The organism is Streptococcus merionis DSM 19192 (assembly GCF_000380085.1).
GTDB lineage: Bacteria > Bacillota > Bacilli > Lactobacillales > Streptococcaceae > Streptococcus > Streptococcus merionis.
In genome coordinates this window covers 57205-78881 of record NZ_KB904559.1, presented here as the reverse complement: position 1 = coordinate 78881, position 21677 = coordinate 57205, and the positions used below count along the sequence as shown (strand labels likewise).

The window sequence follows — 21677 nt, the reverse complement described above, 5'->3', positions numbered from 1 at the left end:
CACCCGCGAAGGGTACGACGTCAGGAGTTTGGGAAACCCTAAAAGGGGTTGTTGATTTCAATGTGTTCAAAATTTAACGTTTTCCAGTCATAAAACCTTGACACAGTGCTGGTCAGTTTCGCTTCCTTTTCGCAGTTTCTAGACTTTGTGGTATAATAGTCACAACATAGAACTGTCAAATTTTCAGTGAAAGGAGAGTTATGACCACTTCAAAAATTATTGAATTACCAGAGATTCTGGCCAATCAGATTGCGGCTGGCGAAGTTATTGAACGACCAGCCAGCGTTGTCAAAGAGTTGATTGAAAATGCCATTGATGCGGGTTCTAGCCAGATTACAGTGACCATCAAAGAAGCTGGCCTGTCCTTGATTGAGGTAACGGATAATGGTGAAGGGATGACTTCTGAGGATGCCAAACTCAGCATTCGCCGTCATGCGACCTCAAAGATTAAAACTCAGGCCGATCTTTTTCGGATACGAACATTGGGCTTTAGAGGCGAAGCCCTCCCGTCCATCGCGTCCGTCAGTCAACTGACCATCGAGACTGCGCCAGCAGGTGAGGGTCAAGGAAGTCTTATCGTCACCAAGGGGGGAAAGATTGAGCAGGAGGACACGTTAAGCCGCCCTCAAGGGACAACAATCAAGGTCGAAAATCTTTTTTTCAATACACCTGCCCGTCTCAAGTATGTCAAGAGCCAGCAAGCAGAGCTGTCCCATATCGTTGATGTGATCAATCGTCTCAGTTTAGCCCATCCAGAGGTAGCCTTTACCCTTGTCAATGATGGCAATACGTTGACACAGACGGCAGGCTCCGGCCAGCTCCGCCAAGCGATTGCTGGCGTCTATGGCCTGATGACAGCCAAGAAGATGGTCGAGATTACCAAATCAGATCTAGATTTCGAGGTCTCAGGATATGTCAGCCTGCCTGAATTAACCCGTGCTAACCGTAACTATATCACCATTCTTATCAATGGTCGCTATATCAAGAACTTTCTTCTTAACCGCGCTATTATTGATGGTTATGGTTCTAAACTTATGGTGGGACGTTTCCCCATTGCAGTGATTGATATTCAGATTGATCCTTATCTAGCGGATGTCAATGTTCATCCGACCAAGCAGGAAGTAAGGATTTCTAAAGAACGAGAGCTGATGACTTTGATCACTCAGGCTATTCAGGAAGCCCTCAAATCTCAGGACTTGATTCCAGATGCTTTGGAAAATTTAGCAAAATCGACCGTCCGTAAGGCAGACAAACCGATTCAAACTAGCCTACCGCTCAAGGAAAACAAGCTCTACTATGACCCAGAAAAGCAGGATTTTTTCCTCAAGAAGTCAGAGCAGCCCCATTCACAAGTAGCAGAAGAAAGCCCATCTTTACAGGATATTGACAAGGTTGACAACGCTGTCAAGATCCAAGTTGAGCCAGAGCAAGTCACCCAACCTCGGATTAAGTTCGCTCAGCGTGACCAAGCTGACTACGAAGAGACCGACTATGACCACCCTGAGCTCAATCAAAAAGAGCTTGAAAAAGCTTTGGAGAAGCTCGAAAAGGAAGAAAAATCGACCTTCCCAGAGATAGAGTATTTTGGGCAGATGCACGGCACTTATCTCTTTGCTCAAGGTAAGGGAGGTCTTTACATCATTGACCAGCATGCGGCTCAGGAACGGGTGAAGTACGAGTATTATCGGGAAAAAATCGGCGAGGTGGACAGCTCTCAGCAGCAATTGTTGGTGCCGTATATCTTTGAATTTCCAGCCAATGATATGCTACTCTTAAAAGAGCGTATGGCGAGTCTGTATGAGATTGGTGTGCATTTGGAGGAGTATGGGGTTAATCAGTTCATCTTGCGAGAGCATCCCATCTGGTTCCGCGAAGATGAGATTGAGTCTGGCATCTATGAAATGTGCGATATGCTACTCCTGACCAAGAACGTTTCCATCAAGCGTTATCGGGCGGAATTGGCCATCATGATGAGCTGTAAACGCTCCATCAAGGCCAATCACCGTCTGGACGACTACTCTGCTCGTGAACTCATCAAGCAGCTAGCCACTTGTGATAATCCCTACAACTGTCCGCACGGCCGACCAGTCCTTGTCAACTTTACCAAATCCGACATGGAAAAAATGTTCCGCCGCATTCAAGAAAATCATACAAGCCTGAGAGAGTTGGGGAAGTACTAGTTTGGTATTTTTTGGTAAAATAGGGATTATTGCTATTTAAGGAGTTGAGATGTACGATTATTTACAAGGACAGTTAGTTAAAATCACGGCCAAGTTTATCGTTTTGGATGTGGCAGGTGTCGGTTATCTGATTAATGTGGCCAATCCTTATGCCTTTTCCGGTCAGCTCAATCAGGCCACCAAGATCTATGTTCACCAAGTTGTCCGAGAAGATGCCCATACCCTTTATGGCTTCAAGGACGAGGAGGAGAAAGCCCTCTTTCTCAATCTGATTTCTGTGTCAGGCATTGGCCCAACCTCTGCGCTAGCGATTATCGCCGCCGATGACAATGCAGGTTTGATTCGTGCCATCGATGAGAAAAATATTACCTATCTAACCAAGTTTCCCAAGATTGGTAAAAAAACAGCCCAGCAGATGGTACTGGACTTAGAAGGTAAAATCACCAGTGGAGCAGATAATGACGTAGCTCAGACTGTCGTCGCAACACCGTCAAGCAATGAAGCTCTGGATGAGGCCATGGAGGCCATGGAAGCCTTGGGCTATAAGGCTAGAGAACTCAAGAAAGTCAAGACTTTCTTTGAAGGGACGAACGATACCGCTGAAAACTATATCAAGCAGGCGCTCAAGATGCTGATGAAATAGACACTAAGAGTGATTGTCGCCAAAGCAACTAATCACTCAACGGCAATCGCTATCAGGCGATTTGCCTAAGCGGCTTATTAGCTCGAAGCTAAAATGATAGCGATTTTAGCTTCTCACGTCATAAGTCATTAATTAGGAGGGAACTAAGTTTGAATCGCTGTGGCTGGGTTAAGATGTCTAACCCTCTCTATATTGCCTATCACGATGAGGAATGGGGCAAGCCCCTCCATGATGACCAGAAATTGTTTGAGCTCCTCATGCTGGAGTGCTATCAGGCAGGCCTGTCTTGGGAGACCATTCTCAACAAGCGTCAGGCCTTTAAGCAATCTTTCTACAACTATAATGTGAAAAGAGTAGCTCAGATGACGGATGAAGACTTGGAAATGATTCTGCAGAATCCAGAAGTCATTCGTCACCGAGGTAAGATTTGGGCAACTAGAGCGAACGCTCAGGCTTATTTGCAAATTCAAGAAGCATTTGGCTCTTTTGATGCTTACCTTTGGGCTTTTGTGGACAATCAGCCGATCATCAATAATGTCCATGATTACCGAGAAGCGCCAGCCAAAACAGCTCTCTCCGAACAGCTTGCCAGAGATCTCAAAAAACGAGGCTTCAAATTCACAGGCCCCGTAGCTGTCTACTCCTACCTACAAGCTGCAGGTCTAGTGAACGACCATGAGAACAGTTGTGAGTTTAAGTCATCCTATTAAAATGATACCACTATAAACAGATCAGTTCAGTAGTCAAAAATAGCACCATATCACGGGGTGCTGTTTTTGCTTGCTCTACTATTTAGATTAGATTTTGCAACTGTTGGCGAGAGCATTTAAAAGTTTCTGAAACGATAAATGAAATCAGATAACGCCGTCATGCTAGAGTTAATATAACTTACAAGAAGTTGGGTTAATTGCCCTAACTGATGCTATGTCATTTTTGTAGTTTTAAGGTAACAGAAATGAAAAAAATGTTAAATTAGTCTAGAAAAGCCTGATTTAAAGCGATTTTTAGATGTCATATAATACAAAGCTTAAAAAAAACTTAAAATTTTTTTAAAAAATACACAAAAATATGTTGACAATCTCTGTAGCATGGTGTAGAATGTAATCATCCCATGTGGGAAATAAAAAAATAAATTTTAGGAGATTTTTTACAATGAAAAAATCAATCGTAACTTTGCTTGCAACTGTAACTCTTGCAGGCGTTGCTGCTCCAGCTGCTACTGTGTTTGCTAAAGATACTGCTCTTCATGCAGCTGATGCTGTTCGTCGTATGACCGATTACGCTAATGCTGTTGCTGCTTTGGAAACTCAAAAGGGTGTTGTAGCTACTGTTCAAGGAAACTTAGATACTGCGAAAGCTGAATTAGCAACAGCCCAAAACAAAGCTGAACGTGCTTTCAAATTCGTAGAAGCTAACAAAGATTATACAGTTGCTGAAAAAGATGCAGCTGCTAAAGCTGCTGGTTACGCGGACTTCAACGCTGCTGTTGCTGCTTTAGATGCTCTTAATAACGATGTTGCTACTAAGCAAGCTGCAGTCACTAACCTTACTTTGCAACTTGAAACTGAAACAGGTAAACTGCCTGCTTTGGAATCAGAAGTAGCTCGTACTGTAGCTATCTTGACTCCAGAAGAAAAAGCACAAGCTGACAAAGGTGAAGTTCCAGCTCCAGCTCCAGAAGAAAAGAAAGAAGAAGCACCTAAGGCTGAAACTAAGTCAGAAGAAAAGAAAGCTGAGCCAGCTAAAGCTGTTAAAGCTGCTGCAACTAAGACAGCTTCAAAAGCTCTTCCAAAAACATCTGCAGCTAAATAATTTAGTTTGCTAAATTAAATGAAAGAGTTGCCTGCGGGCAACTTTTTCTATTTTAAGGAGATTTTACCCAATGAGTTTTAAAAATGCGTTTCCTCGTTTAGTTATTCTAATCAGTTTTTTGACACTCTTTTTACTAGGTTGCTCTCAAAAGTCTAACACTTCTGAGAAAAGCAAAGCTTCGACAATGCCTTTGCAAATCGAAAAAACGTATACTGTTAGTGAGGAAGAAAAGGCTGCTCGCAAGGAACAATTTGAGGGGCTTAGAGCTGTCAATCCTGAGGCTGTAGGTTATGTTTATGCTCCAGGAACGATGCTTGATGAGCCTGTTGTGCAGACAACAGATAATGCAACCTATCTTGATAAGACATTTGAAGGTGGTCACGAACCCTATATGGGTGCCGTTTTTATGGATGCAGATAATAAGGCTGACTTTAGTGACCAATTGACCTGGTTATTCGGCCATGCCCGTGGTTCAAAAGTACCAGATCATCGTATGTTTAACGATGTCAACTTTTACGATGATCAAGCTTTCTTTGACCAGCATCCTTATGTGGTGGTCCAAACACCTGAGCGTAACTACTATTATGAGGCAGCCTTCTTGATTATCGTGCCGGAGACAACTGCTTTTTATAAGACAGAGTTTGCATCAAAGGAAGAGTTTGCTCAGCAATTGACCGAGGTCAGCGAGCTAGCGCATACGAAGAATCCTAATATTAAAGTTTCTAAGGATGACAAGTATCTTGTGTTATCCACTTGTCGCGAGGATGATGAGACGATCCGATCTAATCTGTATTTAAGACAGATTCCAGATTCTGAGATGGTAGACTTTTTAGCAGCAAATCAAGATAAGTTAACTTACACGCCAACGCGTTAATGTTAGGAGAGTGGGGCAAAAAAGTACTCAGTCTCGTTTCTTTTATAGATTGGCCAGTTTGACGCAGTAGTTGTCTGGTTTGTAAAATGCTGATGAATCACCATTCTACAAACCTAGCCAACCTTGCGGGGGTGAGACGACGAAGTCGATTTCATTGAAATCACGACTTCTGTCTCACTCCCTTTTTTGTCGTTTTTATGAGGAAAAGATAGTATAATAGGAATGTCTATGACAAGATGAGGAGGACGTTATGGCAAAACATGGGTTTTTAGATATTTTGGATGAGGTCTTGGCTGAACGCTTTGCCTATGATTATGAGATTAACTGGGATAAGCGCAATCATGCGGTGGAAGTCGGATTTGTCTTGGAAGCTCAAAATACGGCTGCTGTGCAGACGGTGGATGCGGATGGTGAAGTATCATCTGAAGATATTCTCTTTGAGGATTACGTCCTCTTTTACAACCCTGCCAAGTCGCAATTTGATAAGGAAGACTATCTGGTCACTCTCCCCTATGAGCCTAAAAAGGGCTTGTCGCGTGAGTTTTTAGTCTACTTCGCAGACTTCCTGAACGAGACGGTAGAGCGCGGTCTGGATGATTTGATGGATTTTCTAGCAGATCAAGAGTCTGAGGAGTTTGCGATTGTCTGGGATACCGAAGCTTTTGAAAATGGCAGAGCAGCTTTGCAGGAGACAGCGTTTTACAGTTATCCGAGATATTAGGAAGTTCACGAATGATACTTTCGATGAGATAAATCTTATATGACTGCTTAATACAGTATCGATTAGAAAAGATTTTATGAAGGATTATTTTGAAATAAAAAAAGAAAGATAGAGAATAACATGAACACATGGCAAGAATTAACTGTCCGCGTTAATCGTGAGGCGGAGGAAGCAGTGTCGGATCTGTTGATTGAGACAGGAAGTCAGGGTGTCGCGATTGCTGACACAGCTGATTACCTCGGCAAGGAAAATCTTTTTGGCGAGATTGTTCCCGATGTGGTGCAGTCTGAACAGGTCGCGATTACAGCCTACTATCCTGATACGGTGGATCTGGCCGTGGTCAAGGAAGCCTTATTTGCTGGACTTGAAGCGATGCGGTTACGTGGCTTGGAGCTAGGTGAGGTCATGGTTTCCAATCAAGATCTGGCTGAGGAAGACTGGGCAGATAACTGGAAAAAGTATTTTGAGCCAGCCCGAATCACTCATGATTTGACCATCGTTCCGTCTTGGACGGACTATGAGGGAAGCTCTGGGGAGAAACTCATCAAACTAGATCCAGGCATGGCTTTTGGAACAGGAACTCACCCGACAACCAAAATGAGCCTTTTTGCGCTGGAGCAGGTTCTGCGTGGTGGTGAGACAGTGATTGATGTGGGAACAGGCTCTGGAGTGCTTTCTATCGCTAGTTCGCTATTAGGTGCTAAGGAAATCTTTGCTTATGATCTTGACGATGTCGCGGTGCGCGTGGCTCAGGAAAATATCGAACTCAATTCTGGTATGGGGAATATTCAAGTAACGACAGGTGATTTGCTAAAAGGCGTTGACATTCAGGCAGATGTTATCGTGGCCAATATTCTAGCAGACATTCTCATTCATCTCACAGATGACGCTTATCGTCTACTCAAGGATGACGGCTATCTCATCATGAGCGGGATTATCTCCGAGAAGCTGGATATGGTGCTGGAAGTGGCTTATAGCACAGGCTTTTTCTTGGAGACCCACATGATTCAGGGTGAGTGGAACGCTCTGGTCTTTAAGAAAACCGATGATATGTCAGGCGTGATGGGAGGCTAGATGCAGCAGTATTTTGTAAATGGCAGAGCTGAAAATCCAGTGATTATCAGGGATAGAGACACTGCGAAACACATGTTTTCAGTGATGCGCTTGGTGGCAGGTGATGAAGTCGTTTTGGTTTTTGATGATGGGATCAAACGTCTGGCCAAGGTTTTGTCAGCTGAAAATCATAGCTTTGAGCTGATTGAGGATTTGCCTGATAATGTCGAACTACCTGTTCAGGTGACGATTGCTTCAGGATTTCCAAAAGGTGATAAATTAGATCTCATTAGCCAAAAGGCGACGGAGCTTGGTGCAGCAGCTATCTGGGCCTATCCAGCTGACTGGTCCGTGGTCAAGTGGGATGGTAAAAAACTAGCAAAAAAAGAAGAGAAGTTGGCCAAAATTGTGCTCGGTGCAGCGGAGCAGTCTAAGCGGAATCGCGTGCCAGAGGTTAAACTTTTTGACCAAAAGGCAGCTTTCCTAGAGCAATTGACAGGTTTTGATAAGATTTTTATCGCCTATGAAGAAACAGCTAAGGCAGGTGATTTGTCAGCCTTGGCGCGAGAGTTAGAGACTGTTGAGACTGGGCAAAAAATCCTCTTCATCTTCGGACCTGAGGGTGGTATCTCGCCCAAGGAAATCGAGCTTTTTGAGCAGGCAGGAGGCATCAAGGTTGGCCTCGGGCCTCGTATTTTGCGAACGGAGACAGCTCCTTTATATGCTCTTTCAGTGCTATCTTATGCTTTAGAAATGAAAGAATTTAAGAGTTTAGATAGTTGAAACTAATCAAAAGGATTTTCTGGTTTTCAGCAATCCTTTTCTATTTGGAAAACTTATCCACACCCTGTGGACAACTGGGGAGAAAACGGGTGAAAATTTAGGAAAGCAGGCTAGATCAAGGTGCAAAACGGTTCTTTGTTTTCCACATAGACAGAAACTTATCCACAAAATTGTGGATAAGTCTGTGTAAAGGGGTGTAAAGCTGATTTTCATAGGTGAAAACAGCTGACTGCTCTGCTATTTTTCCAAAAAAATGGTAAAATAGGAACAAGATTTCAAGGAGACGTGCGAGAATGCCGAAAGAAGTGAATTTGACGGGCGAAGAGGTGGTGGCCTTAACAGCTCGGTACTTAAATGAAGAAGATGTGGCCTTTGTTAAAAAGGCTTTGGACTATGCTGTGGAGAGCCATGAGGGGCAATTTCGGCAGTCGGGCGAGCCTTACATCATCCATCCTATTCAGGTGGCGGGGATTTTGGCTGGTCTGCAGTTGGATGCTGTGACGGTAGCTTGTGGTTTTTTGCACGATGTGGTCGAAGATACGGATGTGACGCTTGAGGATTTGGAGCGCGATTTTGGATCGGACGTGTGCTTGATTGTGGATGGTGTGACCAAGCTCGGTAAGGTTGAGTATAAGAGTCACGAGGAGCAGCTGGCGGAGAATCACCGCAAGATGCTGATTGCCATGTCTGAGGATATGCGGGTGATTTTGGTCAAGCTGGCGGATAGGCTGCACAATATGCGAACGATTAAGCATCTACGCAAGGACAAGCAGCAGCGGATTTCACGTGAAACAATGGAAATATATGCACCGCTAGCTCACCGTTTGGGGATTTCCTCTATGAAATGGGAGCTGGAAGACATGAGTTTCCGCTATCTGAATGAGGAGGAATTTTACCGCATTTCGCGTTTGATGAAGGAAAAACGCCGTGAACGGGAGGCCTTGGTTGAGGAGATTGTGGCTAAAATCACAGCTTATACAGAGGAGCGAAATCTCAAAGGTAAGGTCTACGGTCGTCCGAAGCACATCTACTCGATTTACCGCAAGATGCACGATAAGCATAAGCGGTTTGATGAGCTTTATGACCTGATAGCGATTCGCTGCTTGATGGACACGCCGAGTGATGTTTATGCTATGCTGGGTTACATTCATGAACTGTGGCGGCCTATGCCAGGTCGGTTTAAGGATTACATTGCGAATCCTAAGGCTAATGGTTATCAGTCAATTCACACGACGGTTTACGGGCCTAAAGGGCCTATTGAGTTTCAGATTCGAACCTATGAGATGCACGAGGTGGCTGAGTACGGGGTTGCGGCTCACTGGGCTTACAAAAAAGGCGTCAAGGGCAAGGTTGATGAGAAGGAAACCGCTCGAAGTATGTCTTGGATTGCTAATATGTTGGAACTCCAAGCAGACAGCGATGATGCTCAGGGATTCGTATCGTCAGTCAAGGAGGATATTTTTACTGAGCGTATTTATGTTTTTACGCCTAATGGAGATGTTCGTGAGTTGCCAAAGGATTCTGGGCCGATTGATTTTGCCTATGATATTCATACCAATGTGGGAGAGAAGGCAACTGGTGCCAAGGTCAACGGTCGAATGGTGCCTCTGACGACCAAGCTTAAGACTGGTGATCAAGTCGAGATTATCACCTCTGCTAATTCTTTTGGACCGAGTCGTGACTGGATTAATATTGTCAAAACCCACAAAGCACGTAACAAAATTCGTCAATTTTTCAAAAATCAGGACAAGGAGCTCTCTATCACCAAGGGTCGAGAGATGCTTCAGGAGGTTTTACAGGAAAATGGCTATGTGGCCAATAAGTATCTGGATCGCAAGCACATGGAAGAGGCTCTGCAAAAGACGGGCTATCGGACCGAAGAGGCAGTTTTTGCGGCGATTGGTTTTGGAGAGGTTTCAGCGACTGCGATTTTCAATCGCTTGACCGAAAAAGAGCGCCGTGAGGCTGAGCGGGCTAAAGCTAAGGCTGTGGCCGATGAATTGGTCAAGGGTGGCGAGGTTAAGCAGGAAAATCATAAGGAAAACCTTAAGGTCAAACACGAAGGTGGCGTTATTATCCAAAGGGCTTCAGGTCTCATGATGCGGATTGCCAAGTGTTGTAGTCCTGTCCCGGGAGACGCTATCGTTGGTTACATCACCAAGGGGCGTGGAGTGGCGATTCACCGTGTGGACTGTATGAATTTGAAGAGTCAGGAAAATTACGAGCAGCGCTTAATCGATGTGGAATGGGAAGAGGCGAACTCAAGCAAGGAATACTTAGCTGAGATTGACATCTACGGGCTCAACCGTTCTGGTTTGCTCAATGATGTGCTCAAGGTCTTGACCAACTCTAACCATAACATCTCCAGTGTCAATGCCCAACCAACTAAGGATATGAAGTTTGCCAATATCCATGTTAGCTTTTTCATTCCTAATCTGTCCAGCCTGACCACGATTGTGGATAAGGTCAAGTCAGTGCCGGAGGTGTATTCTGTGAAACGTACCAACGGCTAATTTTTGGTCGGGTAAATGTGATATGTCGGCTTTGATAGTTCCAAGTCTTATCTTCGGTTTCATTTCCTTGATTGTGTTCTAATCCCTTGCCTATTGCGTGAGCTCAGCTTGGTGCCCTTGTATCTGAGGAAAAAACGTTCAAATTTAATGAGTATCATTTTCATATCTGATATGATAGCTCGACACATTCATCCAAGTTCGTTTTTACAAATTACGGTGTATGCTTTCAAAAAATAATCTCCTGAATCAAAGTCTCTTGCCTCTGAATACTGATTTCTAGTCCTGCAGGGCAAAAAATCGTATTTTTCAAATCTCAAATTGTGAGGGTAGTATGAAAATTATTATTCAGCGCGTGGCGCAGGCTAAGGTGGAAATTGATGGTGCCGTTGAGGGACAGATTGAGCAGGGCTTACTGCTCTTCGTTGGAGTGGCGCCTGATGACACGTCGGAGGATTTAGCTTATGCGGTACGCAAGATTGTCCAGATGCGGATTTTCTCTGATGATGCTGGCAAGATGAATTGCTCGGTTCAGGATATTGGTGGTAGGATTCTCTCAATCTCTCAGTTTACCCTCTTTGCGGACACGAAAAAAGGCAATCGTCCAGGTTTTAATGGCGGTGCTAAGCCTGAGATGGCCAGTCTGTTTTATGACCAGTTCAATGCTGCGCTAGCCCAGCATGTTCCTGTTGAGACTGGGGTTTTTGGTGCGGATATGCAAGTCAGTCTCATCAATGATGGCCCAGTGACGATTATCTTAGACACAAAAAATAGATAAAAAGAAACCTTCTTCAAGTCGTTTGGAGGAGGTTTTTGCATAGAACATTTTTTCTAAACAAAGGATTCTTTAAGATGTCTTTCTAAAACGAAACTATATTCAATCGATTATACATGAGAATTAGCTGTCCTCGGTATTTCTTTGAAAAAGCGTTTCAACGGGAACTTGGAAGATTTCAGCGAGTTTGAGAGCAATGTCCAGAGAGGGATTGTAGAGGTTCTTTTCTAGCCGAGCGATGGTTTCTCGGCGAATACCGACCAGATCAGCCAGTTCTTGCTGAGTCATTTTTTTGGCTTCTCTAAATTGCTTGATCTGTGTGATGATTTTTCCCATACTAGTTCCTCGTTTCAAAAATGAAGAAGAAAATGCCAAAGAGAAGGCAGAGAGCACCTAGGACTATCAAGACGAGACCTGCTGAGATGGCTTTCGGACCTGATTGGCATAAGAAGATTGCAAAAGCCAGTGTCAATAGCAAAATCAGTAGCAAGAGTGATAGGGCTGCTCGTGAGAGATTGGCGTGAAATCGTTCATCAGGAGTTTCTCTAGCAGGTTTTAAGCTATAGTAAAGGAGAAGTCCTAGTAAGATTAGCAATCCTACACCAAGAAAAAAGGACTTGAGCCAGCTAGGATTCGTTGCTGGTGTGGTTAGCCAGATGCCGACTGTGTAAATGCTAGAAGCCGTTAACGTTGTAAGCAAGTAGACCTTGCTTGTCAGGTTGAAAGGGTGTCTGGCTTGCTCTTTCTTGTCTGGAAATTTGACAAAGGCGAAACAGAGACCAATAAAAAATTGAAACAGAACGGTTATCCAGATAGCAGAGATGGCAGCCTTGGATTGTGGCTGGACCGTTAGAGCAATATAGGCTGTCATAAAAGTAGCAGTAAACATTGACAAAGAAATAGGATTTTTAATGTTCATGATGTTCTCCTTTTTGTGACAAATAAGTCACTATTTATGATACAAATATATCACATAAATAAGATGGTGTCAACAAAAAAATTCTCCAGACAGAGAATCTTGTTAGCTAGGGTTAATTGAGTAAAGGGTGAGGCGGTTTGATTTCAGCCTGACACGCTAGGGAGATCCGATTTTTTGAGGAAGTGCTGTCCTAATTAATCTGGCTGAACGTCAGTTCTACCTGCGCCTTCGTTGCTTAATCAGGCATGGTTTATTAGCCCAAGTAAAGCCAGCTGGCAACTCCCATCATGATCGGAAAGCTGATGAGGGAGAGGGTGGTGGTCAGGAGGACTAGGCGAGAGCCATATTGGTAATCACCACCGTAGACTTGGCTGAGAAGGGCAGCGTTCATGGCTGTTGGAGAGCAAGAGGCGATGGTTAGGGCCAGTTTTAAGGCTGTGACGTCTAGCGGCAGCAACCAGATGAGGACAATAGACACGAGAGAAGTGACAATCAACCTAAGGAAAGCTGTCCAGTAGGCTGGTAGATAGCAGAAGACGTCCCGCCAGTTGACCTTGTAGAAATAAGTTCCTAGCACCAAGGTAGACAGCGGTGTATTGAGCTGGGCAAAGTTGCTGACAGCATCGGTCAGGACAGTCGGAAAAGTAAACGGTAGTACAAAACAAACGAGACCTATAGCGGTAGAAATCGAAGCTGGATTGAGCAGAGCGCTGCGAAGGGAGACCTTGGTCTTATCTTGTGTGATGAGATAGATTCCGTAGGTCCACTGCATGATTTGATTGGCAACGACAAAACCAGAAATGTAAAACACGGCATCTTCCCCGCCTACGGCGAGAGCTAATGGGGTCCCTAGGAAACCCACATTGGCAAAAAGAACAGCATAGGTATCAATGCTTCGTCCTTTGGGAACCAAAAAGCGCGTGAGAATGATTCGGATAATAAGGATGAAGAAGGCCATGGCGATGGTGATAAGCAAATAGATGAGGCGGTCGCTGGAGAAGGTAGCCTTTAAGAAGGTGGCAACGAAGAGGCTTGGCGCCACATACGTTGTGAGGAGCTTGGAGAGCTGACGCGTGACGTCCTTAGTCAGAATGTTTTGCGCGAGAAAACAGCCCATTCCCATGAGGAGAAAGAGGACGAGGAGCTTTTGGAAAACCATGAAGGCGATTGACATGTTGATGTACCTTTCTATTTATAGTTATTATAGCATAAAGCATCTCTCTTACGTGTGCGTCAATCGGTTAAACTATAAAAGAAAGGAAACTGAGGGCTTTTGCCCCAGCCCAATACATTTCATTCAAGATATTCACCGCTTGTTTTGGAAATGGGATTAACTCCGACAAATCAAGAAAGAGTTTCTTCGTTTTGTTGTTTTCAGATTCAAATCACTGCGCCTGAGCAAATGTAATAATATTGGATTTTTACCGTAACAGTTACAAAACTGGTTAAAAACTTTTGACTATTTAACTGGTTAATGATAAAATAAACCTGTTAACAAATTTCAGATAAGGACCTTACATTCAAATGACTGATTTAGCTAAACAAATTGATCAGGCGATCAATTCGATTATTCTCAAGTCCGAAAATCATCTGGAGCTCTTGGTAGGCGCCTGCCAAAGCGATGTTTCTCTGACCAATACTCAGGAGCATATCCTGATGCTGATTAGCGATGGTGTGCTCAATAACTCAGACTTGGCCAAAGCTCTCAATGTTAGTCAGGCTGCGGTGACCAAGGCGATTAAATCCCTCATAAAGCAAGGGATGTTGGAGTCTGCTAAGGATGCAAAAGATGGCCGTATGACCTACTATACCTTGACAGATTTGGCTAAGCCTATTGCTGAGGAGCATGAACACCATCATGCACACACCCTCAGCACTTATGATGAGGTGGTCGTGGCTTATTCGGATGAGGAGCAAGCTGTCGTCAGTCGTTTCCTCAAGGACTTGCTGAGCAAGATTGAGGGGGCTTGATGCGCTATATTACTGTTAAAAATTTAGCTTTTCAGTATGATAAGGAGCCTGTTTTGGACAATATTTCCTATCATCTGGATAGTGGAGAGTTTGTCACTCTGACGGGTGAGAATGGGGCGGCCAAGACGACCTTGGTCAAAGCAACTTTGGGCATCTTGAAGCCTCAAGTCGGTCAGGTGGAAATTTCCAAGACGAGTACGTCTGGGCAAAAATTGCGCATGGCTTACCTGCCTCAACAGGTGGCTAGCTTTAGCGCAGGTTTTCCATCGACCGTTTACGAGTTTGTAAAATCTGGTCGCTACCCACGTAAAGGCTGGTTTCGCAAATTGACAGCTCACGATGAGGAGCATGTCAAAATCAGTCTAGAATCTGTCGGCATGTGGGAGCAACGCCATGAGCGCTTAGGCTCTCTTTCTGGCGGCCAGAAGCAACGGGCGGTGATCGCGCGAATGTTTGCTAGCGATCCAGATATTTTCATCTTGGATGAGCCAACAACGGGAATGGATATTCACTCTAAGGAAGAGTTTTATGGTCTAATGCACCACTCAGCGAAGCACCACGGAAAATCGGTTCTTATGATTACCCACGACCCAGATGATGTCAAGACATTTGCGGATCGCAATATTCACCTGTTACGTAATCAAGACTCGCCTTGGCGGTGCTTTAATCTACATGAGACTCACCATCATTCTGGTGCTGCGCTAGATTCGGAGGTGGAACATGCTTAGTCTGTTTGATTACACCTTTATGCAACGAGCCTTTATGGCTATGGTGGCTATGGCTTCTTTTGCTCCAATTTTGGGGATTTTTCTGATTTTGCGCAGACAGTCGCTGATGAGTGATACGCTTAGCCATGTGTCCCTAGCCGGTGTGGCTTTCGGCTTGATTCTGGGAATTGATTTAAGTTTGGCGACGGTTATAGTTGTTCTTATCGCAGCGATTTTCCTAGAATATCTGCGGACGCTCTACAAGGATTTTATGGAAATCGGAACAGCCATTCTTATGTCAACAGGTCTGGCTATCTCCTTGATTGTGACGAGCAAGTCTGGTGGGTCTTCCAGCATGAGTTTAGACCAGTACCTCTTTGGCTCAATTCTGACCATTACCCAATCACAGGTCATTGCTCTCTTTGTGATCGCAGCGATTGTCTTAATACTAACAGCCCTCTTTTTGCGACCGATGTATATCTTGACCTTTGATGAGGATACGGCCTTTGTGGATGGCTTGCCAGTGCGGGGGATGTCCATTCTCTTTAATATGGTGACAGGGGTTGCTATTGCGCTGATGATCCCAGCTGCGGGAGCACTGCTGGTCTCAACCATTATGGTGTTGCCAGCTTCAATTGCTCTGCGTTTGGGGAAAAGCTTTAAGACAGTCATGGCCTGGTCAGTCGGAATCGGCTTTATCGGGATGTTGTCGGGGCTCTACATTTCCTACTATATGGAGACACCGGCCTCTGCTAGTATTACCATGATTTTTATCATCATTTTTGTGGTGGTCAATGTCTTGAAAAAAATAATAAAATAACACTCTCTCAAAGTCAAATCAGAGAACGACACCGCAGGTAGCTGATACCTATTTCAAGTGGGAGATAGGAGAGAGATCGTTTAGCATTTGATTTTTGATGTGTATAAAATGAAAGAAACACGCTCTAAAAAGTTAGATTTCGTTTGGTAGGATTAGGCTCGTAACTGTCTAGATTTCTTTATCTGTAAACATCTAGTCGTTCAAGTTGGGACAACTACGAAATTGAAGAATTTTGACTTACTAGCATTTGTCATTAACCTAGTTCGGAATTCAGAAAATGGTTTAAGAGTCAATTTTTCCCAAAAAGTAGGATTCTATAGCGTGTTTTTAAACAAATCTATTGCTTTTCTTAACGGGCTTTGTATCTTAACCAACTGAATTCGGCCTAAAATCCTAGATTGATTTTGGTATGACTAAGACCGTAGCCGTCTGGGTTTTCTTCGATTTCATCTGTGAAAACCCTAGTCGTCTTGGTCGGGGTGCGTCGACGCCATCAAAGATGGCTGACTTACCGCCATTTTCCATCGGATTTTTACACGCCCTCATACCTTAATGAATACAGGAGATTTTCACATGAAAAAATTAGCCTTACTTGGCTTATCATTGTTTGCAGTGCTTTTAGCAGCTTGTTCAAATCAATCAGGTTCGGACAAGCGGACGATTGTGACAACGTTCTACCCAGTTTATGAATTTACCAAGCAAATCGTTGGAGATAAAGCTAACGTTGAGCTTTTGGTGGAGGCAGGTACTGAGGTTCACGGTTTTGAGCCGTCAGCTAAGGATATTGCAACTATCGAAGATGCAGATGCTTTTGTCTATGCGAATGAAAACATGGAAACATGGGTTCACGATTTAGAGGAGAACTTAACGAAATCAAAGTCTGGCGTTAAGGTCATTTCGGCAACTGAGGGCATGTTGCTCTTGCCGGGTTCTGAGGATCATCACCACGACCACGATGAAGAAGGCCACAGTCACGAATACGATCCACACGTCTGGGTATCGCCTTATCGGGCCATCAAGATGGTGAAAACCATTCGTGATCAGTTAGTTGAAGCTTATCCTGATGATAAGGAGGCCTTCACAAAAAATGCAGATGCTTATATCAAAAAATTAGAGGCGCTAGACAAAAAGTATAGTGACACACTTTCTAAAGCTAAGCAAAAGAGTTTTGTCACACAGCACGCTGCCTTTAACTATCTGGCCTTGGACTACGGTTTAAAAGAGATTGCTGTATCTGGTTTGACACCTGACGCGGAGCCATCTGCGACACGTCTGGCAGAATTGGCAGAATACATTAAAAAATATGACATCAAGTACATCTACTTTGAAGAAACAGCGTCATCAGCAGTTGCTGAAACTTTGGCCAAGGAAACAGGCGTTGAAACAGCGGTTTTGAATCCATTGGAAAGCCTGACAGCCGAAGCGATGAAAGCTGGGGAAGACTACATTTCAACGGCACAAGCGAACCTTGAAGCTTTGAAATTGACGACAGAGACCGAAGGCACTGAGGTCTTACCGGAATCTGGTGAGCCAGCTAAAACGGTCTATGCGGGTTACTTTGAAGATAGCGCTGTGGCAGACCGCAAACTCTCAGATTACGCGGGTCAGTGGCAGTCGGTCTACCCTTACTTGCTTGATGGTAGTTTTGACCAAGTTTGGGACTACAAGGCTAAGGAGTCAAACGGCGCTATGACAGCGGCGGAGTACAAGGACTACTATGATGTTGGCTACAAGACGAATGTTGAGAAAATCAACATTGATGGTGACACGATGGAGTTCATTGCTGATGGTAAGGCGCATAAAAATACTTACAAGTATGTCGGCTATAAAATTTTGACTTATAAGAAAGGCAATCGTGGGGTTCGCTTCCTTTTTGAAGCGACCAATGACGACGCTGGCGACTACAAGTATGTTCAGTTCAGCGACCACAACATCGCTCCTGTCAAGGCTGGGCATTTCCACATCTACTTTGGCAGTGAGAGCCAAGAAAAACTCTTGGAGGAAATGGATAACTGGCCAACTTATTACCCCGTTGGGATGAATGCATTTGAAATTGCCCAAGAAATGTTGGCACATTGATAGCAACTGGTTTATCAGTATTGGGATGAAAATGGGCTATCATCTTGGTGACTGAAATAACAAACAATAATTTAAAGTAAAACAAATCATCAGTTCAAAAAGTGTCATTCTGATCTTTCCTGATGATTTGTTTTTTTGGGGTGTGGGCGAAGCCATCATGGCTGTCTGTCTCACTCCCTTTTTGGGTGTCAGTAACGAAACATGCAAAAATCTATTAAATCAAAGCAAGCACTTTTACCTTAATCCTTCAATAGTAGTGATTAGATTCTCAAAAATTAGTTCTCGGAGCTTATGTAGTTGAGAAATGACATCATTCACCCGGTGTATATACTGTATTTTTTGTATATTTTTGATACAATGTATTTATAGAATGAAAGGGGATATACGATGAACGTTATTTTAAGAAAAACAGGAAATAGTACTGTTATTACTATTCCAAGCAATATAAAAGAAATGCTAGGTGCAGAAATTGGGGAAGAAATCGAATTTGTGACATCTGGAAATACGGTGATTATTCGCAAAGCGGAGCCAAGATTTAATTTTGATAAAGAACTTGAAAATGCCATGACGCAATACGATGAGCTTTTGAAAGAATTGGTGGATAAATGAAATATCTCACAGCAGAAGATCTTATCAAAATCAACGTTATGGTCATTGGGAAATATTCTCCCAAAGAACCCGTTGGAATCGCTGACATTAATAGTCTCCAAATGATTGTGGAGCAGCCCAAACAAGAAATTTTCGATAAGGTTTTATATCCAGACATTTATAGCAAGGCTGCTATCATCTGGATTAACTTAATTAAAAAACACCCTTTTTATAACGCTAATAAACGTACTGCTGTTCTAGCGCTACACATGTTTCTTGCTATGAATGGCTATCAATCGAATCTATCCTTAAATGATGGCCTTCAAAAGACTATTGACATCGTAACTTTTCAAGGTGATTTTGAAGAACTAAAAGAAGACATTATTCATTTTCTCCAAGAGAATAATCGTGTCATAAAAAAGTAGTCCCTAAGCATTGAAATTTGCTAAAGGGTTTTTCTTGACATTTTATGATTACAGATGTAATCTATCTATATAGATGACAAGTGTAATCAATTTTGTGGAGGTTAAGAAATAGATGGAAAGAGAAACCATGTCTCAGGCAGAGTGGCAAGTGATGCGCGTGCTTTGGGCTAGTCCTGGAGCAACCAGCGCACAGGTTATAGCCAGCCTAAGTCAGGCTTACGACTGGCAGGGAGTAACCATTAAGACCCTCTTGGGGCGTTTGAAAAATAAAGCTTTGGTAGCTGCAGAAAAATCAGGAAAGAAATTCCAGTATTTCCCCTTAGTCAGCGAAGACGAGCAGCTACGCCAGAGTCTTGAGAGTTTACAGGCTAGCGTTTGCAATACCAAGCAGGTTGACTTGGTGAGGCTTTTGATAGAGACAGGCCAGTTTAGCCAAACGGATCTAGAACAGATCAGCCAGCTAGCTTTAGAAAAACGTGACCAAGCGCCAGAACGCTTGATTTGCAACTGTATTCCAGGGCAATGCACCTGCGGCCAACACGGAGGTCACCATCATGGTTGAGAAAATATTTAAGGTATCGGGAATGACCTGTGCTGCCTGCTCGGCAACTGTTGAAATGGCAGTGAAAGATGTACCAGGAATTGTGGAGGTCTCAGTCAATCTAGCCACAGAACGCCTCACAGCTAAGACCAATCAGGCGGATTTTGATTGGCAGGCGGTCGTTAAGGCAGTAGAGGATGTGGGCTATGGCTTGTCAGAGAAGACCGAGCGGGGACAATCGGCTTATCAGGCTGAAAAGGCTGAGAAGCTCGCTCGTTATCAAAGCCAAAAACGCTCAACCCTTATTGCTATTGCATTGGCGCTACCCTTGCTTTATCTCTCTATGGGAACGATGGTCGGATTGCCTGTACCAGCTCTGTTGTCGCCAGACGAGGAACCTCTGAATTTTGCTATGGCCCAGTTCATTTTGACCGTGCCAGTTATGTGGCAGGGTCGTGGTTTCTACGTGCGAGGTTTTCGAAATCTGGTAAAAGGCCATCCTAATATGGACAGTCTCATTGCCGTGGGAACAGGTGCCGCCTTTGTTTATGGGCTGTATGCCATCTACAGTATCAGTCAGGGAGAGACTCATTTTGCTCATCACCTCTATCTAGAGTCTGTCGCTGTCATTATCAGTTTGATCATGCTGGGTAAGCTTTTAGAAGCTAGGGCTAAGGGGCAGACTTCTCAGGCCATTGAGCATTTGATTCATCTATCTCCCAAAAAGGCAACGGTCATTCGCTATGATCAGGTCGTTGAGATTGATACCGAGGATATTAAGGTCGGAGATATTGTTCGTGTCAAACCAGGCGAAAGTATTCCTGTTGATGGGGAAATCGTTTCAGGCCAGACTAGTGTTGACGAGGCCATGATTACGGGTGAGAGTCTGCCAGTGTCTAAGGCTGTCGGTGATCAGGTTATCAGCGCTACCATAAATCAAAATGGTAGCATAGACTACCGAGCCACTCGAGTTGGAGACGAAACCACTCTGGCTCAAATTATTCAGTTGGTCGAGCAGGCTCAAGGATCTAAAGCGCCGATTGCGGCCATGGCTGATCGCATTTCTCTTTACTTCGTGCCGATTGTGATTGGTCTAGCGACGCTAGCAGCTCTAGGCTGGCTGATTGTTGGGGGTAAGGGTTTGGATTTTGCCTTGCAAATCTTTGTCTCTGTCTTAGTCATCGCCTGTCCGTGTGCCCTTGGTTTGGCAACGCCGACCGCCATCATGGTCGGTACCGGTAAGGGGGCTGAGCAAGGCATTTTGGTGAAGTCGGGACAGGCTTTAGAGGCTACTCATATGATTGACACAGTTGTTCTGGATAAGACAGGGACGATCACCGAGGGGCGTCCCCGCGTGACTAGTCTTCATCCACAAGCTCCTTGGACAGAGCAAGAACTTCTTCGCCTAGCGGCCTCTAGCGAGGTTGGCTCCGAGCACCCCATGGCTCAAGCGTTACTGGATGCAGCGAAGGAAGCAGGACTTGACCTCTTGCCTATCAACGACTTTGAAGCAGTATCAGGACAGGGCTTGACTGCTCGTTACCGCAATCACCAGCTAGCTCTAGGAAATGCCAAGCTTATGGCGCAGCAGGGAGTTGACATCTCCAGTCTAGCTCGTCTAGATGCCCTGCTTGCGCAATCTGGTCAGACTCCCCTTTATCTCGCTTCAGACGGCCAACTGGCAGGCCTGATCGCAGTGGCGGATCAGATCAAAGAGACTAGCAAGGCTGCTATTGATCAGCTTAAAAGTATGGGGCTGTCTGTTGTCATGCTGACAGGAGACCATGAAAAAACCGCCCATTCGATCGCGGCAGAGGTAGGTGTGACCGAGGTTGTTAGCCAAGTGTTACCAGCGGACAAGGTCCAAGCTGTTAAGCGCCTGCAAGCTAATGGTCAGAAGGTTGCCATGGTTGGTGATGGTATCAATGATGCTCCAGCACTGGTGCAAGCTGACGTTGGCATCGCGATTGGTTCTGGGACAGATGTAGCTATCGAATCTGCCGATATCGTCCTCATGCATGGGGATCTTCAAGATGTGCCAGCCTCCCTCAAACTCAGTCGCGCGACTATCCGTAATATCAAGCAAAATCTCTTTTGGGCTTTTGCCTACAATGTTCTGGGTATCCCAGTTGCCATGGGTTTGCTGTACCTTTTTGGTGGCCCCCTGCTTGACCCTATGCTGGCTGGCCTTGCCATGAGTCTTAGCTCTGTATCCGTCGTGACCAATGCTTTGAGATTGAGGTATTTGAAATAACAGAGACTCTCCAGACGAATCA

General features: G+C 44.5%; 21 protein-coding genes. 18 read left to right on the top strand and 3 right to left on the bottom strand.

The features are described 5' to 3' along the window. The first annotated feature begins 200 nt into the window (after positions 1-200). The 10 genes from mutL (at position 201) to dtd (ending at position 11354) form a co-directional block, all read left to right on the top strand. Positions 201-2180 (top strand): DNA mismatch repair endonuclease MutL, encoded by a 1980-nt coding sequence (mutL, locus tag A3I5_RS0110360; RefSeq protein WP_018374539.1) that lies wholly within the window; start codon positions 201-203, stop codon positions 2178-2180. A gap of 49 nt (positions 2181-2229) precedes the next feature. Beyond that, complete coding sequence (gene ruvA, locus A3I5_RS0110355; RefSeq protein WP_018374538.1) at positions 2230-2823, top strand: Holliday junction branch migration protein RuvA; 594 nt, start codon at positions 2230-2232, stop codon at positions 2821-2823. Positions 2824-2996: 173 nt separating this feature from the next. Then, positions 2997-3533 carry a DNA-3-methyladenine glycosylase I gene (locus A3I5_RS0110350; protein WP_018374537.1) on the top strand — a complete coding sequence of 179 codons (537 nt, stop codon included), beginning with the start codon at positions 2997-2999 and terminating at the stop codon, positions 3531-3533. A 442-nt stretch (positions 3534-3975) separates the two neighbouring features. Continuing rightward, positions 3976-4635: a hypothetical protein gene (locus A3I5_RS0110345; protein WP_018374536.1), complete on the top strand. Its 660-nt coding sequence runs from the start codon at positions 3976-3978 to the stop codon at positions 4633-4635. 70 nt (positions 4636-4705) lie between these two features. After that, positions 4706-5509 carry a class B sortase, LPKTxAVK-specific gene (gene srtB / locus A3I5_RS0110340; protein WP_018374535.1) on the top strand — a complete coding sequence of 268 codons (804 nt, stop codon included), beginning with the start codon at positions 4706-4708 and terminating at the stop codon, positions 5507-5509. 250 nt (positions 5510-5759) lie between these two features. Next, entirely contained in the window at positions 5760-6230 is a 471-nt protein-coding gene (locus A3I5_RS0110335; RefSeq protein WP_018374534.1) for a DUF3013 family protein, read from the top strand. A gap of 120 nt (positions 6231-6350) precedes the next feature. Then, complete coding sequence (prmA, locus tag A3I5_RS0110330) at positions 6351-7304, top strand: 50S ribosomal protein L11 methyltransferase (RefSeq protein WP_018374533.1); 954 nt, start codon at positions 6351-6353, stop codon at positions 7302-7304. Beyond that, on the top strand, positions 7305-8066 hold the full coding sequence (locus tag A3I5_RS0110325) for a 16S rRNA (uracil(1498)-N(3))-methyltransferase (RefSeq protein WP_018374532.1): 762 nt from the start codon (positions 7305-7307) through the stop codon (positions 8064-8066). A 293-nt stretch (positions 8067-8359) separates the two neighbouring features. Beyond that, positions 8360-10579 (top strand): RelA/SpoT family protein, encoded by a 2220-nt coding sequence (locus A3I5_RS0110320; RefSeq protein ID WP_018374531.1) that lies wholly within the window; start codon positions 8360-8362, stop codon positions 10577-10579. Between the two features lie 331 nt (positions 10580-10910). Beyond that, positions 10911-11354, top strand: coding sequence for a D-aminoacyl-tRNA deacylase (gene dtd / locus A3I5_RS0110315; protein WP_018374530.1), 444 nt, complete (start codon positions 10911-10913; stop codon positions 11352-11354). A 120-nt stretch (positions 11355-11474) separates the two neighbouring features. Here the strand turns inward: dtd and A3I5_RS0110310 are convergent, their stop codons facing one another. The 3 genes from A3I5_RS0110310 to A3I5_RS0110300 form a co-directional block, all read right to left on the bottom strand. Continuing rightward, positions 11475-11687: a helix-turn-helix transcriptional regulator gene (locus A3I5_RS0110310; RefSeq protein ID WP_018374529.1), complete on the bottom strand. Its 213-nt coding sequence runs from the start codon at positions 11685-11687 to the stop codon at positions 11475-11477. Between the two features lies 1 nt (position 11688). Further along, entirely contained in the window at positions 11689-12270 is a 582-nt protein-coding gene (locus tag A3I5_RS11960) for a hypothetical protein (protein ID WP_018374528.1), read from the bottom strand. Positions 12271-12523: 253 nt separating this feature from the next. After that, entirely contained in the window at positions 12524-13444 is a 921-nt protein-coding gene (locus A3I5_RS0110300; protein WP_018374527.1) for an AEC family transporter, read from the bottom strand. Positions 13445-13794: 350 nt separating this feature from the next. On the opposite strand from A3I5_RS0110300, the gene A3I5_RS0110295 reads away from it, so the two are divergent. The 8 genes from A3I5_RS0110295 (at position 13795) to A3I5_RS11955 (ending at position 21655) form a co-directional block, all read left to right on the top strand. Beyond that, a complete protein-coding gene (locus A3I5_RS0110295; RefSeq protein ID WP_018374526.1) occupies positions 13795-14241 on the top strand; it encodes a zinc-dependent MarR family transcriptional regulator in 447 nt (148 codons plus the stop codon). Beyond that, positions 14241-14969 (top strand): metal ABC transporter ATP-binding protein, encoded by a 729-nt coding sequence (locus tag A3I5_RS0110290; RefSeq protein ID WP_018374525.1) that lies wholly within the window; start codon positions 14241-14243, stop codon positions 14967-14969. Before A3I5_RS0110295 ends, A3I5_RS0110290 begins: the two co-directional genes overlap by 1 nt. Next, positions 14962-15768, top strand: coding sequence for a metal ABC transporter permease (locus A3I5_RS0110285; RefSeq protein WP_018374524.1), 807 nt, complete (start codon positions 14962-14964; stop codon positions 15766-15768). The genes A3I5_RS0110290 and A3I5_RS0110285 overlap by 8 nt, the downstream gene beginning before the upstream one ends. 573 nt (positions 15769-16341) lie before the next feature. After that, a complete protein-coding gene (locus A3I5_RS0110280; protein WP_018374523.1) occupies positions 16342-17847 on the top strand; it encodes a zinc ABC transporter substrate-binding protein AdcA in 1506 nt (501 codons plus the stop codon). 387 nt (positions 17848-18234) lie between these two features. Next, positions 18235-18456: an AbrB/MazE/SpoVT family DNA-binding domain-containing protein gene (locus A3I5_RS0110275; protein WP_018374522.1), complete on the top strand. Its 222-nt coding sequence runs from the start codon at positions 18235-18237 to the stop codon at positions 18454-18456. Beyond that, entirely contained in the window at positions 18453-18860 is a 408-nt protein-coding gene (locus A3I5_RS0110270) for a type II toxin-antitoxin system death-on-curing family toxin (protein ID WP_018374521.1), read from the top strand. Before A3I5_RS0110275 ends, A3I5_RS0110270 begins: the two co-directional genes overlap by 4 nt. Positions 18861-18972: 112 nt before the next feature. Further along, the gene (locus A3I5_RS0110265; RefSeq protein WP_026217038.1) at positions 18973-19422 is read left to right on the top strand and encodes a CopY/TcrY family copper transport repressor; all 450 of its coding nucleotides are present in this window, start codon (positions 18973-18975) and stop codon (positions 19420-19422) included. Further along, the gene (locus A3I5_RS11955) at positions 19415-21655 is read left to right on the top strand and encodes a heavy metal translocating P-type ATPase (protein ID WP_018374519.1); all 2241 of its coding nucleotides are present in this window, start codon (positions 19415-19417) and stop codon (positions 21653-21655) included. Before A3I5_RS0110265 ends, A3I5_RS11955 begins: the two co-directional genes overlap by 8 nt. Positions 21656-21677 lie beyond the last annotated feature (22 nt).